Origin of the sequence: Kitasatospora sp. NPDC088351, from assembly GCF_040685575.1 — a bacterium.
Taxonomy (GTDB): domain Bacteria; phylum Actinomycetota; class Actinomycetes; order Streptomycetales; family Streptomycetaceae; genus Kitasatospora.
The window spans coordinates 32,635-47,070 of record NZ_JBFBIL010000016.1 but is presented as its reverse complement, the minus strand read 5'-3'; the positions used below and the strand labels follow the sequence as shown (position 1 = coordinate 47,070).

Genomic DNA, 14,436 nt, shown 5'->3' with positions numbered 1-14,436 from the left:
GCCGGCCGGTCTTCCGGCGCCCGAGCGTTGACGGGTCGTCAATGGCAGGGAGCCTGATCCGCCGCGTCAAGGTGTCCGGCGGTGAAGGGGGTTGAGAGTGTCGACCATTGGGAAACTTTCCTGACGAAAGTCGTCGACCAGCCGTCCCGTCACCTCGGTCCTGCAGGCGCCCGCTCCGGTCGCCCGCCGGCCGGTGCGGGCCGTTTCGCCTCTCTCCTGACCGGCCGTCACCGTGCGGTGGACCGACGAAAGCGAGTTGGCATGTACAAGACCTTCAGGGCCGGGACGGCCGCCCGGCTCACCGCCCCGCTGCTGGCCGCCGCGCTCGGCCCGGCCGCCCTGCTGCTGGCCCCCGCGCCCCAGGCCCTGGCCGCCCCGGCAGCCGCCCCGCCCGAGCCGGCCGCCGCGCCCGGGAGGGCGGCGGCCCCCGGGATGGCGGCCGCGCCGTACGAGTACCTGGGCTGGGGCAACCCGCAGAAGCCGACCGACGTGATGAACGCGACCGGGGTGAAGTGGTTCACCCTCGCGTTCATCCTCTCCGACGGCGGCTGCAACCCGAAGTGGGACGGCAGCCGGCCGCTGACCGGCGGCTCCGACGAGGCCGCGATCAGGTCGATCCGGGCGGCCGGCGGCGACGTGGTCGTCTCGGTCGGCGGCTGGAGCGGCAACAAGCTGGGCGAGAAGTGCGGCAGCGCGAGCGCGCTGGCCGGCGCCTACCAGAAGGTGATCGACGCCTACGGGCTCAAGGCGCTGGACATCGACATCGAGGACACCGAGTTCTCCAGCGCGACGGTCCGTCAGCGGGTGGTCGACGCGCTGAAGACCGTCAAGGCGAGGAACCCCGGCATCGTCACCTACGTCACCATGGGCACCACCCCCAGCGGCCCGGACGCCACCGGCAAGGACCTGATCAGGCGCGGCGCCGCGGCCGGCCTGGCCAACGACGGCTGGGTGATCATGCCCTTCGACTTCGGCGGCCACAGCGGCACCATGGGCCAGGCCACCGTCAGCGCGCTGGACGGGCTGAAGGCGGCGGTCAAGAGCGCCTACGGCTACAGCGACGACGCGGCCTACCGGCACACCGGGGTCTCGTCGACGAACGGGAAGACCGACGAGGCCGGTGAGACCGTCACCACCGCCGACTTCCGGACCATCCTCGGCTACGCCCGGCAGCACCACCTCGCCCGGTTCGCCTTCTGGGCGGTCAACCGCGACCGCGCCTGCGGCTCCGGCACGGACGCCGACGCCTGTAGCGGCGTCGCGCAGTCCCCGTACGAGTTCACCAGGATCGTCGTCCAGTACCAGGGCTGAGGAGCACTCCGATGACACAGCCGAACCCCCGCCCCCGCCTCCGGGCCGCCGCGGCGCTGCTCGCGGGCGCAGGCCTGGCGGCGGGCCTGCTCGCGGCCCCGGCGGCCCCGGCGGCCTCGGCCGCCCCGGGCCCGGGAGCCGCCGCCGCGCCCGCCGTGCCCTTCGGCAGCCACCGCTACCCGTACGCGGCGGGCATCCTCAAGCCCTCCGGCGCGCAGGCGGACCTCGACCAGAAGGTGATCGCCGCCTACAACGCCTGGAAGGCCGCGTTCGTCAAGCAGAACTGCGGCAACGGCTGGTACCAGGTGCTCTCGCCGGACGCCGACCACCCCTACGTGGCGGAGGGACAGGGCTACGGCATGGTCGTCACCGCCACCATGGCCGGGGCCGACCCCAACGCCAGGACCGTCTTCGACGGCATGGTGAAGTACATGCTGGCGCACAAGTCGGTCAACAACCCCGACCTGCTGGCCGCCGAGCAGGACTCCTCCTGCCGGTCCGTCGACGGCTCCGACTCCGCCACCGACGGCGACCTCGACGTCGCGTACGGGCTGCTGCTCGCCGACCGGCAGTGGGGCAGCTCGGGCAGCTACGACTACAAGGCCCTGGCGGTCCGGCACATCAACGCGATCATGGCGAGCGAGATCAACCCGAGCACCCACCTGACGCTGCTCGGCGACTGGTCGAGCAGGGGCGACTCCACCTACTACGTCACCCGCTCCTCGGACTGGATGATCGACCACTTCCGGGCGTTCCGGACCGCCACCGGCGACGCCGCCTGGGACACCGTCCGCACCGCCCACCAGCGGCTGATCACCGCCCAGCAGAGCGGCTACGCCCCGAACACCGGTCTGCTCGCCGACTTCGTGGTCAACACCAACGGCACCGCCAAACCGGCGCCCGGGAAGGTCCTGGAGAGCGCCAACGACGGCGACTACAGCTGGAACGCCTGCCGCGACCCGTGGCGGATCGGCGCGGACGCCGTCACCAGCGGCGACGCCGCCTCGCTCGCCTCGGCGCGCAGGCTCAACACCTGGGTCAAGGCCAAGACGGGCGGCAGTCCCGCGAACATCGTCAGCGGCTACCACCTCAACGGCTCGGCCTTCGACAGCGGCCACGACATGGCGTTCACCGCGCCGTTCGTGGTGACCGCGATGACCGACCCGGGCTCGCAGGCGTGGCTCGACGCGCTCTGGACCAAGCTGGCCGCTACCGCGGTGGACAGCTCGCTCTACTACGGCAGCAGCGTCCAGCTCCAGTCGATGATCGTGGCCTCCGGCAACTACTGGGTGCCGTAACGGCATTGGCGCGGGCCTGCCCTCCCGGGGGGCGGGCCCGCGCGGCCGGTCGTTCCGGCGCCCGCCGGGCGGCCCCACCGGTCTGCCCGGCGGTGCTCAGCCCTCCCGGCCGCGCACGTACCGGACGGTCGCCACCGCGCCCGCCGCGGTGGCGGCCAGGCCCGTCGCGCAGAACAGCAGGCCGGGGAAGAGGGCGTCCGCCCAGCCGAGTTGGGCGGGGAAGAGGGCATGGCCCGGCCGCCGGGGGTCGTGCAGCAGGGTCACGGCGTCGCCCGCGGACGGCCGGTCCGGCGCCGAGTGCGGTGAGTCCACCACGGCGGGCTGTCGCCGGCCGTCCGGTTCCACGGTGACCAGTGCCTCGGTGGCGTCGGTCCGTTGTTCCGGCCGGCCGTACCGCACCTCGTCGACCACGGCGGAGACCCGCGAGGTGCCGCTGAAGTGCTGCCACACCGTCCAGTGGCCGGCCGAGAAGACGATGCCGACCAGGAGGAACGCCGGGCCGATGAGCGGCCCGAGGAGCTTCGGCCACCCGCCCCTGGGCGCCCGGGGCGGCGGAGCCTCGGTCCACTCCTCCGTGCTCATGGTGTCGCGTGGGGGTCTGCTGTCCGGCATGATGCGGGAACTCCCTCCGGCCGGCGGGCCGATCATGTCAGAGCTGTCGGCCGGGTGACGGCGTCGGTGGGGGAGCGGGGCCGGGCCGGTGCGCTGACGTTCCGTGGGCCGTAGATCTCGATCTGCCAACAGGTGCGGGAACTGTGCGCGAGCCGTGTCGCAGTTCTGGTTGAATCGTGAACCTCACCCCAGCGGAACGGAGCGTTCTTCCCCCATGTCTTCACGGATACGCGCCGGCCATCGCGGCCTGGCCGCCGTCGCCGGACTCGTCTTCACCGTCGGTCTCGCCCTGACCGGCTGCGACCCGGCGGCGGGTGACGGTGCCACGGCCGCCTCCTCCTCGCCCGCCGCCGTGGCCGCGGCCGAGCCGACCACCCCTGGGCCGACCACCCCCGCGCCGGTGGCGACCGCGGCCGCGCCCGTGCCGGCTCCGCCCGTGGTGACGACGCCCGCGGCCGTGCCCACCACGGAGGCGCCGCAGCCGACCCAGCCGCCGGCGCCGGTACCCGCACCGACCACGGCCAAGCCGCAGGCGCCCGCCACCAAGGCGCCGCAGCCCAAGATCACCACCGCCCAGCCGCCGACCGACCCCGAGCCCGAAGCGGCCAAGGGGGCGACGGGTTCCTGCGAGATCCGGTCCAACGCGGGCAACTGCTACCAGGCGGGCCAGTTCTGCCGGAACGCGGACCTGGACAAGAGCACCCACGACGCCAACGGCCGGATGATCACCTGCCGGATGGTCAGCGGCAAACCGCACTGGCAGGCCTGACCGGGTGGGGCGGGGTGACTGGCGGCCGTCCACCGCCCGCCGCCCCGCCCCGTCCCGCCGGGGCCGAGCTCCGGGAGCGTCCGGTCAGCCGCCGATGATGGCCGGGCCGAGCAGTACGCCCGCCGAGACGCGGATCCCGCCGGGCGCGAGCGAGCCCTCGCCGCCGCCCTGGCTGTGGCCGACGTAGCCGGTGCCCGGCTGTTCGGAGTCCACGTCCCTGATGCGCACGACCGGGCCGAGCCGGACGCTGGCGGCCCGCGCGTACTGCTCCGCCTTCTCCAGGGCGTCCGCGACGGCCGCCTCCCGGGCCCGCGCCCGCAGCTCCCGCTTGGCGCGGACGTCGAACTCCACCCCTTCCACGTGGTTCGCCCCGGCCTCCACGACGTCCACCAACAGCCGCTCCAGGGCGTCGAGTTCGCGCAGCTCGATGACGAAGGAGGCGGTGCACTCGTAGCCGAGGAACTGCCGCTCGCCGCCGCCGTAGCTCCACGAGGACTGCAGGTCCAGCCGGGAGGTCGAGACGTCGCCGTCCGGCACGCCGTGGCCGCGCACCACCTCGCGGACCCGGCTGACGGCGGCTCCGGTCACCTCGAAGGCCGCGGCCGGCGTCGGCCTCACCCACTGGCTCCCCTCCACCGCCGCCCTCGCCCTCTGGCTCGGCGAGCGCGGCGGCTGCGCCTGGGGCCGGTGCGCCGCCCCCGGCTGCGCCCGCTACTTCATCGACACCGGCCGCCGCGCCCCCCAGCGCTACTGCACCCCCCGCTGCGCCACCCGGGTCCGGGTCGCCGCCCACCGCGCCCAGCGCTCCGACGGCGCCCGGCCCGGGTCCGTGGTGTGAGCGGTTGTGGAGGGGCTGCTCGAACAGCCCGGGGGAGGTCTCGACGGCCACGGCGGGGAAGGCCTCCCGGACCGAGCCGCCGGGGCCCGGCGTGCCGCGCGGCCCCGGCCCCGGGACCGCGCGGCGAGCGTCAATCCGCTGGTGGGCGCCGCCGGACCCCCCGTAGACTCCGGTGCTCGTGACCGAGACCAGCACCACCCCGACCACCCGCCCGGGCGCCGGCGGCACCGCCGCGGCCGGTGACGCCGAGCTGATCGCCGCCGCCGTGGCCGCCGCCGGGCAGGGCATGATCGACCGCGAGACGGTGGCCGAGGTGGTGACGCTCTGCGCCGTCGCGGGCGAGCACCTGCTGGTCGTCGGCGCGCCCGGCACCGCCAAGTCCGAGGCGGTGCGCCGGGTCGCCGGGCAGCTCGGCGGACGCTACTTCGAGTACCTGCTGGGCCGGTTCACCGAACCCAACGAGCTGTTCGGCCCGGTCGACCTGCGCCGGCTGCGCGAAGGACGGGTCGAGTTCGAGACCGCCGGCATGCTGCCCGAGGCCGAGATCGCCTTCCTCGACGAGGTGTTCCTCGGCTCCACGGCCGTCCTCAACACCCTGCTCGGCCTGCTCAACGAACGGGTCTTCCGGCGCGGCGGTACCGTCCTCGCCAGCCCGCTGCGGGTCTGCGTCGGCGCCGCCAACCACCTGCCGGAGGATCCGGCCCTGGCCGCCTTCGCCGACCGCTTCCTCGCCCGGGTCTTCGTCGAACCGGTGGCCGACGCCCGGCTGGAGGAACTGCTCGAAGCCGGCCGCCGGCCCGCGACCGCCCCGGCCCGCCCCGCCGACCTGCTCGGCGCCGTCGACCGGCTGGCCGCCGCCGCCCGCGACTGCGACCTGGACGAGGTCACCCCGCTGCTCGGCACCGCCCTGCGCCGGCTGCGCGCCGCCGGCGTCCCGGTCAGCGACCGGCGGGCCGTCCGCTCGCAGAAGCTGGTCGCGGCGGCGGCCGTCCTCGACGGCCGCACCGCCGGCACCGCCCGCGACCTCTGGGTGCTGCCGCTCATCGCCCCCACCGCCGACACCCAGGCACTGGCCCGCGACACCCTGGCCGACCTGGTCGAGAAGTCCGCCAACCGCAGCCTGGCGCACGCCGCCGAGGAGCTGTCCCGCAGCTCGGCCGCCCGCGCCGACCGGCTCGCCCGGCAGAGTACGGCCCTGCTCGCCGAACACCGCACCCTGCCGGACGGCCGCGACTCGCGGCTGCGGCTGGAGGCCGCGCTGCGGGAGATCGACGCCGGGTTCGACCCGGCCGACCTGCCCGCCGGGCTGGCCGGCATACGCGCCGAGCTCGTCGCGGTGGTCGCACCCTCGTGACCACCGCCCCACCGCCGTTCCCGCTCCGCTGGGAGCGGTGCGAACCGCCGCTGCCCGCCGCCGCCGTGCTCGCCCTCGGCCCAGACGTGCCCGCCCTGGCCGCCGCCACCCGGGAGCGGCTCACCGGCGGCGCCCGGCTCGGTGCCGTCGCCGACGACGGCGCGCTGCTCGTCCTCGGCGCCGAGGACGACCTGCCGTGGGCCGACGGTGCCCGCTACCTCGGCCGCGACGCCGGACTGCTCGTCCCCACCACCGCCCGCCCCCGGCCCGCCGCCGCCCTCTGGCGCACCGCGCTCGGCGCCCGGGACGGCCAGCTCTGCGTCCTGCTGCCCGGCCACGCCCTGGTCGCCGATCCGCCGCCGCCCACCACCGACCCGGCCGCCCTGGAGCCGTACACCCGGAGCACCGGCGGCACGACGCGTCCGGGCGGCACCGGGAGCGACCCGCGATGACCACGCCGCTGCCCGCCGCCCTCGCCCCCTGGGCCGCCGGCCTCTCCGCGCTCACCCCCGAACTCGCCACCGCCCTCGGCCCCCTGCTGCGCCGCCTGGACGCCCTGGCCGGCGAACGCGAACCCGCCACCGACGACCACGGCACCCCGGACGGCCACGGCGGCCTGGCCCGCTCCGGCCGGCCCGACCAGCTGCTGCCCTCCGAGTGGCTGCTCGCCGACGAGTACCCCGACGAGTTCCTGCGCCGCCTGGTCGACGGCGAACTCCTCCACCTCGCACCCGAGTTCCGCACCCCGGCCGGCCGGGGCCGGGTCGTCGTCCTGGCCGACACCGGGCCCGCCCAGGCCGGCGCCGGCCGGCTCGTCCAGCTCGCCGCCCTGCTCGTCCTGCACCGCAGGGCCGCCGCCCGGGGCACCGAACTGCTCGTCGGCATCCTCGGCGACCGGCCCGGCCACTGGCTCGACGGCGACCTCGCCGAACTGCTGCCGCACTGGCTCGACGCCCGCCGCCGCACCGACCCGACCCCCGAGGACGTCCGGCGTGCCTGCGGCACGCTCGACGCCGCCGACCAGGCCTGGGTCCTCACCTCGCCCCGGCTCGCCGACCGGCTCCCCTCCCGGCGAAGGGTGCTGGCGAGCGAGGAGGCCCGCTGGACCGCGGCCGGCGCCGGCTCGGTCACCGTCCGGCTGGGCGAGGCGCGGGCCGAACTGCCCCTGCCCGCGACCGACATCGCCGTCCGGGCGCTGCGCGGCGCCGAGTTCCGCCGCAGCGCGCCGACCGCCGCCGCGCTGCCGGCCGGCCCCACCGGGGGAGCGCACCCCGTCTTCACCACCGCGGCCCGCACCCTGCTGGCCCGTGGTGCGAACGCCGCCACCCTGCTCGCCGTCAACCTGCCGAGCGGCGCACCGGAGCGCGTCACCCCCGTCCGGACCCGTCGCCACGAGCTGAACGGGCCGGTCGTCGCCGCCGGACGCCTCGGCCGGCGCCTGGTCGCGCTGTCCGTCCAGGGTGACCGGCTGGTCCCGTACATCAGCGGCCGCCCGCTCGGCGAGCCCGGCCAGTACACCGCCGACCGGGTCGCCCTCGGCCTGCACCAGGCCCTGCTCGACACCCTGCTCACCGGCCCCGTCCTGCCACTGCTGCGCGCCGGGGACGGCCTCGCGCTCCCGCTCGACGGCCGCTGGTGGCGGATCGCGCCCGACGGATCCGTCCACGACGACGGCCCGGTCGCGCCGAGCGCCGACGGCGCGCGGTACCACCGCTCCCGGGATCCGCGGGCGTTCGACCACCCGCTGCCACCCGGGGCCCAGGACGCGCCGCACCTCGTCCACGGCGGCACCGCCGTCGCCTGGTCGGCCGACGGCAAGGCCTGGGAGGTCCGCACCCCGGCCGGCGACCGGAGCCTGATCACCTTCCGGGAGGATGCCGAGGTGATCGGCCTCGTCCGGCACGACGACGGCCGGCCGGCGCTGATCACCTGCAGCCGGAGCGCCCGGGTGGTGCGCAGCGTCCGGGCCGACGCCGTCCGCACCTTCAGCCGCTTCTCCGGCGGCGTCACCCCGGCGACCGTCCACCCAGGTCTCTCCCTCATCGCCGCCGAACCGCACCCCGGGCGGATCGTGGTCGGCGACGCGGGCAGCGGCCGGATCCACCACCTGATCGGGAGCGAGCAGTGAGCGCCACCTCCGCCGGAGCGTTCCGTGCCACCGTCGACGCCGCCGGCTTCGTGCTGGACGTGCCGCTGATCGGCGCGGCCGAGGCCGCCGGGCGCGTCCTGGCCCACTGGCAGGACGGCGCCGACCTGCGCGAGCTGCCGGACGGCCGCTGGCTGCTCGTCCTGCCCGAACCGGTCGGGACCCGGGCCGACCGTGCCCCCGGGCTGCCGCTGCTGGGGCGGGACGGCGCGCTCGTCGCCGTCGGCACCGACGGCGCGCAGGCCGCCGCCGGGCAGCTGCTGCTCACCACCGCAGGGCTGATGGACCGTCACCAGATCGCCGGTCTGGCGAAGTTGCGGCCCGCCGACTGGCTCGACCCGGCCGGCCTCACCCTCCACCGGCTCGGGCCGGTCGGCGCCCCGGCCGCCCCCGAACCGGTGCTCGACGACCGGCCGCGGCGCCCGGCGGCGGACCTGCGGACCGCCGCCGGAATCGGCCCCCGCTCCGAGCGGGCCCGTCGGCTGACCGCGCCCGCCGGGCGGGGTCGCCCCCGTCGCTGGTGGTCCCGTCGGCCGACCGCGCCCGGCGCCCGGGGTGACCGCCCCCGCCGCTGGTGGTCCCTGCCCCGGCTGCCCGCCCCGGTCGGCCGGGCCGTCGCCGTCGCCGGCCTCGCCCTGCTGTTCGTCCTCGTGGGCCTGCCGCTGCTCGCCGGTCTCGCCCACCTCGTCGCCGGTCTCGTCCGTCTCGTCGCCGGGCGGGGCCTCCACCCGTCGACGCTGCTGACCGGGCTGCTCATCGGAGCGGCCTTCGCGCTGCGTCGCCGCGCCCCGGGAACAGCTTCCGAGGCCTCCGCCCCCGGGGCGGCGGAGGGGCGGCGGAACCCCGGACCGTCCTGGCGGTCCCGGCTGGGCGGCCTGCTCGCCCGGCTGGCCCTGCGCACCCCCGCCGCGCGTCTCGTCCGCGGCCGCCACGCCCGCTACCTGCGCGAACTGACCCGCGCCTTCGAACAGCGCCGCTGGGAGGACGCCCTGCGCGACGCCGTCCGGCTCTCCGGGCAGTCGCCCGAGGCCGAGCGGGCCTGGCTCTCACTCGGGCTGCCCCGCCGCTTCGCCGGCCCGCTGCGCCCCACCCCGGACGCCGGGGGCCGGGCGGCGGCCGTCTCGCCGCTCTCCGGCCCGACCGTCCACGAACTCCTGGCCGACCTCTACCGGAAGGCCGCCGAAGGGCTGGAGCGGGAGGGCCGGATCGACGAGGCGGCGTTCGTCCTCGCCGACCTGCTGGACGCGCCCGCCGAGGCGGTGGCCCTGCTCGACCGGCACGGCCGCAGCGCCCAGGCCGCCGAACTCGCCGAAGGCCGCGAGCTGGCGGCCGACCTGGTGGTCCGCCTCTGGTGGCGGGCCGGGGACCGGGACCGGGCCGTGCGCACCGCCTACCGCCGGGGCGCGTTCGCCACCGCCGTCGAGCGGCTCACCGCCACCGACCCGCAGTCCGCCCGGGAGCTGCGGGCCGCCTGGGCCGAGCACCGCCGTGCGGCCGGGGACCGGCTCGGCGCGGTCGAGGCCGCCTGGCCGGACGAGACGCTGCGGCCGACGGTCGCCGCCGACCTGCGCGACGCCGTCGCCCTCGGCGGGCCGGCCCGCGGCCGGGCCCTCGCCCACCTGCTCGCCCTCGGCGCGGGCGAGGCGACCCGTACGCTCGCGCTGGCCGTCCTCGACGGCGACGGGCACCCCGACACCACCGGCCGGCCCGCGCTGGCCGCCGCCCTGGCCGGGCTGCCGGGCGCGGACCGGGCCGCCGACCGTGAACTCGCCACCGCCGCGGCCCGCGCCGTCGTCCGGGACGGCGGCTTCGGCGGCTCCCTCGACCACCGGACCGGACGCGCCCTCTTCGACGGGCTGGTGAAGCGCGCCGACCCGCTGGCCGCCGCCGACCTGCCCAGGCCCCGCCGCTCCGCCCGCCCCACGGGGGCCGGCTGGGCCGCCACCGCCGCCGACCGGCCCGGGACACTCCCGGTCCTGGACGCGGCGCTGCTGGACTCCGGCTCGCTGCTGGTCGCGTGCGGCCAGGCGGGCGTGCGGCTGCTCGGCCCGGACGGCCGCACCCGGGCCCGCTGGGACGTGCCCGCCGACCAGCTGGTGCTCGCCGACCACGGCGGCACCGCGCTGCTGGTCGCCCGCTACGGCGAGGTCGCCGAGGTCTCCCGGCTGGACCTCGCCACCCGGGCCGTACGGCGCTGGACCGCCCTGCGGGTGCGGCAGATCGTGCCGTCCTACGACGGCCGGCAGCTGATCACGGTGGACGAGGACGGGATCGCCGTCCTCGACACCCTGGCCCGCCGCCCCACCGTGGTCTGGCGTGAACTCGGCGGCGACCAGGGGGTGACCGGGCGGATCGCCCGCACCCCGTCCGGCTGCGCGGCCGTGGTGGTCTCCCGCCCGGCCGTGGGGGCGCCGCTGACGGAGCTCTGGCGCTGGGACCTGCCGGGCTGGGAGCTGCGGTCCAGGACCGCGCTCGACCCGGCCGCGGTGACCGGTGCGACGGTGCTGGCGAGCGGCCGGCTGATCGTGCCCGACCCCGACCCCACGCGGGAGCCGGGCCGGACGGTGCTGCGCTTCCTCGGCGAGGGGACGGACTCCGGGCTGACCGTCCAGGAGGACGAGCCGGCTGCCCGCGAGGACGGGCCGGCCGGCCTGACCGCCGACGGCGACCACTGGGCGTTCACCCTGCCCCTCGACGGCGGCCGCGGTATCCGCCTCACGGCGGGTGAGGGCGCCGCCTCCGCGCCGACCGGCCTCGCCCTCTTCCCCGGCGCCGACCGGTCCCCGGTCCGGGTGCGGCGGCACGGCGGGGCGGTGACGTACTGGCAGCGCGGCGGCCGGGTGCTGGCCGTCGCGGCCGACGGCTCCGCCGTGCTCGCCAACCTGCGGGTCACGATCGGCTGACGGCCCGCCCGGCTCGCGCGAACGAGCTTCCCTCGTGCGGGAGTTCTAGCTCGGGAGGCCCTGGAGCGGTGCCGCCGCCCCCGGTCGGCGAAGAGACCGGCGCGCGGGCGGCCCCCGGGCGTAGAGTCCCGCTGCGCGGGTCGTGCCGGCCGGCGCACCGCCAGGACGACGCCAGGACGACGAAGGGGCCGGGACATGCCGCTGCGCGCCGAGGACGTGGAGCTGCTGGAGGACGTCGCCGCCGAGGAGGGCGGGTGGCTCGCCGCGGCCCCGGCCGCCCCGTCGTGGTCGCGGCGGCGCGCCAGCGCCGCGCGCCGGCTCACCGCCGAGCGGCTGTGCGAACTCGCCCCGGAGAGCGTCCTGGAGACGCTGGCCACCGCCGACGGACCGCCGGCCTGGGCCGCCCGGATCACCCCCGAGGGCCGGCTGCTGCTGAAGTACCGCGAACTCCGGAAGGGCCCGGTCGCCCCCTGGCCCGAGGAGGAGGGCGACATCCCCGGCCGCACCCGGCTGCGGTTCACCGAGACGGAGATGACGTTCCTGCGCCAGGCCCTCGCCGGCACCCGCGGCATCGCCGGGCTCGCCGCCGTCGACGCGGCCTGCCTCCGGACCGCGGTGGCCGAGGCCCGCCCCGTGGCGGGCACCGCGCACTGGGTGCTGACGGCCACCGGCGGGCAGCTGGACGCGATCGAACACGTCCTGCGGATGGAATCCCTGGTCGGCACCGCCCGCAGCTACCACCGCTTCCTCCACGCGTACCGGCCCTTTCCCTACCGCCCGGGCCCGCCGGGCCGGCCGGCCGGGCCGGGGCTCTGGTAGGCGGCCGGTGGCGGGGGTGCGCGGGGTCGCCGTCGCCTGCGGGCGGCCGGCCGGCGACCGGCGGCGTTTCGGGGACGGTGTGCGGCGCGGTGCCGACGGCGGGGCGCCTCGCCGTCCGGTGTGTGTCCTTCGTCACGCGGGGGGCGGGATAGGGCGGCCCCTGGTCAGCCTCTTCATTGTCGGAGGCCATGCCAAGCGGCGGGCCCAGACGAAGAGGTGGCCATGTCTGAACGTATCCGGGACCGGCGGAGCGGTCCGGAGGGGGATCGCACACCCGGGCCCGCGACGGTGACGGCGGCGAGCGGCCCCGACCGCCTCCTCGCCGACCGGGCCGAGGCCCTCGACGCCGCCGACCCGCTGGCCCCGCTGCGGCAACGGTTCCTGCTGCCGCCCGGCGTCGTCTACCTGGACGGCAACTCCCTGGGTCCGCTGCCCGCCGCCGTCCCCGCCGCCCTGGAGGACGCCGTCCACCGGCAGTGGGGCCGGGGCCTGATCGGCTCCTGGAACGACGCCGGCTGGTGGGAGGCACCGCTGCGGGTCGGGGACGCGATCGGACGGCTGGTCGGCGCGGCGCCCGGCCAGACCCTGGCCGGGGACTCCACCAGCGTCCAGCTGTTCAACGCGCTCGGGGCCGCCGCCCGGCTGCGCCCCGGCCGGCCGCTGCTGCTCACCGACCCGGCCCACTTCCCCACCGACCAGTACGTCGCCGACGCCGTGGGCCGGCTGTTCGGCCTCACCGTCGAGCGGGTCCCGCCGCACGACCTGCCGGGCTTCCTCGCCGGGCACGGGGACCGCGTCGCGGTGGCCGGGTACTCCCCGGTCGACTACCGGACCGGCGAACTGTACGACCTGCCCGCGCTCACCGGCGCCGTCCAGCGGACCGGCGCCCTGATGCTCTGGGACCTCTGCCACGCGGCCGGCGCCCTCCCGGTGCGGCTGGACGAGCTCGGGGCCGACCTCGCCGTCGGCTGCGGCTACAAGTTCCTGTCCGGCGGCCCGGGAGCCCCCGCCTTCCTCTACGTGGCGCGGCGTCACCAGGCCTCCTTCGACCACCCGCTCACCGGCTGGAACGGCCACGCCGACCCGTTCGGCCTCAGCGGCGACTACACCCCGGCCGAGGGCGTCGGCCGGGCCAGGATCGGCACCCCCGCCATCCTGTCGCTGCTCGCCCTGGAAGCCGCGCTCACCGCCTTCGACGGGGTGGACCTGGCGCAGGTCAGGGCCAAGAGCCTGTCACTGACCGGCTTCTTCCAGGACTGCGCCGACACCCTGCTGGACGGCCGGGGTTTCACGGTGGTCACCCCCAGGGAGCCCGGGCGCCGCGGCAGCCAGGTCGTGCTGCGCCACCGGGAGGCGTACGCGCTGGTGCGGGCGCTCGCCGACCGGGGGGTGATCGGCGACATGCGGGCCCCGGACCTGCTCCGCTTCGGCGTCAACGCCCTGTTCCTGAGCCACCGGGACATCTGGCGGGCGCTCTGTCTGCTGCGCGAGGCGGTCGACGCCGGGGACCACCTGCGGGCCCGCTACCGGACGAGGGCCACCGTGACCTGAATTCGGGCCCGCCGCCGGCCGGGCCCGTGCGGCGCCCGGGCGCCGCTCCGTTCAGGCGGGCTGGTGGGTCCAGGCCCGCTGGAAGTTGCGGCGGGCGCGGTGCAGCCGGGAGCGCACGGTGCCGACCGGAAGCCGCAGGGCCGAGGCCAGTTCCCGTTCGTTCAGGCCGTAGACGGCGCGCAGCGTGAGGATCTCGCGGTGCTCGCGGGGCAGCCGGTCCAGCACGTCGCTGATGTGCACGGCGCCCAGGGGGTCGCCGTCGGGGGCGACGTCGGGCAGGCCGTCGGTGTGCTCCAGGGCCAGCCGTCTCGACGTGCGGACGGCCTCCCGGACGGCGATGGAGCGCACCCAGCCGTAGAAGGCGAGGGGTTCGCGCAGGCCGCGCAGGCCGCGGTAGATCGCGAGCATCGCCTCCTGGGCGGCGTCGCAGCTGTGGGTACGCGCGATCGGCAGGCAGAGACGCCCGACGAAAGGGGTGATGTGTACCAGCAGGTCGTTCATCGCCACGTGGTCGCCGGCCTGCGCGCGCCGCAGCAGCGCGGCCACCGGGAACACGGCGGGGTCGGGTGCGCCCGGGACGGCGGGCGTCGGGGCCGGTGGGGTGAGGTGCGCGTGGGGCCGCGCGGTGCGGTCCATGCGGATCGCCTTTCACTGTTTCCGTCCTGGTCGGCCGACGTGTTCGGGAGGGGCCCCGGACCACCGTGCGGACACGGGCGTTCATGTGCCGTTCCAGGAATGGGATGGATAAGGTCACAAGGATTGCCGGGGTGTGCCGGAATGGCGCCCCCGAGCCGGTCCTAAACACCAAGCGGAACCGCGATGAGTGAATCGTCAT

At 77.0% G+C, this 14,436-nt stretch carries 13 protein-coding genes; 10 read left to right on the top strand and 3 right to left on the bottom strand.

Going from position 1 to position 14,436, the window contains the following annotated elements; genetic code table 11:
- Positions 1–261 precede the first annotated feature (261 nt).
- Positions 262–1,311 (top strand): chitinase, encoded by a 1,050-nt coding sequence (locus AB0P06_RS14630; RefSeq protein WP_363607613.1) that lies wholly within the window; start codon positions 262–264, stop codon positions 1,309–1,311.
- An 11-nt stretch (positions 1,312–1,322) separates the two neighbouring features.
- Positions 1,323–2,609 (top strand): glycosyl hydrolase family 8, encoded by a 1,287-nt coding sequence (locus tag AB0P06_RS14625; RefSeq protein WP_363607612.1) that lies wholly within the window; start codon positions 1,323–1,325, stop codon positions 2,607–2,609.
- Positions 2,610–2,705: 96 nt separating this feature from the next.
- Here the strand turns inward: AB0P06_RS14625 and AB0P06_RS14620 are convergent, their stop codons facing one another.
- Positions 2,706–3,221, bottom strand: a complete 516-nt coding sequence (locus AB0P06_RS14620; RefSeq protein WP_363607611.1) for a hypothetical protein — start codon at positions 3,219–3,221, stop codon at positions 2,706–2,708.
- Positions 3,222–3,435: 214 nt separating this feature from the next.
- Here AB0P06_RS14620 and AB0P06_RS14615 point away from each other — a divergent pair, with 214 nt between their 5' ends.
- A complete protein-coding gene (locus AB0P06_RS14615) occupies positions 3,436–3,990 on the top strand; it encodes a hypothetical protein (protein WP_363607610.1) in 555 nt (184 codons plus the stop codon).
- A gap of 84 nt (positions 3,991–4,074) precedes the next feature.
- Here the strand turns inward: AB0P06_RS14615 and AB0P06_RS14610 are convergent, their stop codons facing one another.
- A complete protein-coding gene (locus AB0P06_RS14610) occupies positions 4,075–4,608 on the bottom strand; it encodes an SIMPL domain-containing protein (RefSeq protein WP_363607609.1) in 534 nt (177 codons plus the stop codon).
- Between AB0P06_RS14610 and AB0P06_RS14605 the strand changes: the two genes are divergently transcribed.
- From AB0P06_RS14605 to AB0P06_RS14575, 7 genes are all read left to right on the top strand, one after another.
- Positions 4,559–4,828, top strand: coding sequence for a CGNR zinc finger domain-containing protein (locus AB0P06_RS14605; protein ID WP_363607684.1), 270 nt, complete (start codon positions 4,559–4,561; stop codon positions 4,826–4,828). The genes AB0P06_RS14610 and AB0P06_RS14605 overlap by 50 nt on opposite strands.
- 178 nt (positions 4,829–5,006) lie before the next feature.
- Positions 5,007–6,182, top strand: a complete 1,176-nt coding sequence (locus AB0P06_RS14600) for an AAA family ATPase (protein ID WP_363607608.1) — start codon at positions 5,007–5,009, stop codon at positions 6,180–6,182.
- Complete coding sequence (locus AB0P06_RS14595) at positions 6,179–6,634, top strand: hypothetical protein (RefSeq protein ID WP_363607607.1); 456 nt, start codon at positions 6,179–6,181, stop codon at positions 6,632–6,634. Before AB0P06_RS14600 ends, AB0P06_RS14595 begins: the two co-directional genes overlap by 4 nt.
- Positions 6,631–8,310, top strand: coding sequence for a hypothetical protein (locus AB0P06_RS14590; RefSeq protein WP_363607606.1), 1,680 nt, complete (start codon positions 6,631–6,633; stop codon positions 8,308–8,310). The genes AB0P06_RS14595 and AB0P06_RS14590 overlap by 4 nt, the downstream gene beginning before the upstream one ends.
- On the top strand, positions 8,307–11,231 hold the full coding sequence (locus AB0P06_RS14585) for a bpX6 domain-containing protein (RefSeq protein ID WP_363607605.1): 2,925 nt from the start codon (positions 8,307–8,309) through the stop codon (positions 11,229–11,231). The genes AB0P06_RS14590 and AB0P06_RS14585 overlap by 4 nt, the downstream gene beginning before the upstream one ends.
- Positions 11,232–11,426: 195 nt before the next feature.
- The gene (locus tag AB0P06_RS14580) at positions 11,427–12,050 is read left to right on the top strand and encodes a hypothetical protein (protein WP_363607604.1); all 624 of its coding nucleotides are present in this window, start codon (positions 11,427–11,429) and stop codon (positions 12,048–12,050) included.
- A 222-nt stretch (positions 12,051–12,272) separates the two neighbouring features.
- Entirely contained in the window at positions 12,273–13,601 is a 1,329-nt protein-coding gene (locus AB0P06_RS14575; protein WP_363607603.1) for an aminotransferase class V-fold PLP-dependent enzyme, read from the top strand.
- 51 nt (positions 13,602–13,652) lie between these two features.
- Here AB0P06_RS14575 and AB0P06_RS14570 read toward each other — a convergent pair whose 3' ends face one another.
- A complete protein-coding gene (locus AB0P06_RS14570; RefSeq protein WP_363607683.1) occupies positions 13,653–14,102 on the bottom strand; it encodes an RNA polymerase sigma factor in 450 nt (149 codons plus the stop codon).
- Between the last annotated feature and the right edge of the window lie 334 nt (positions 14,103–14,436).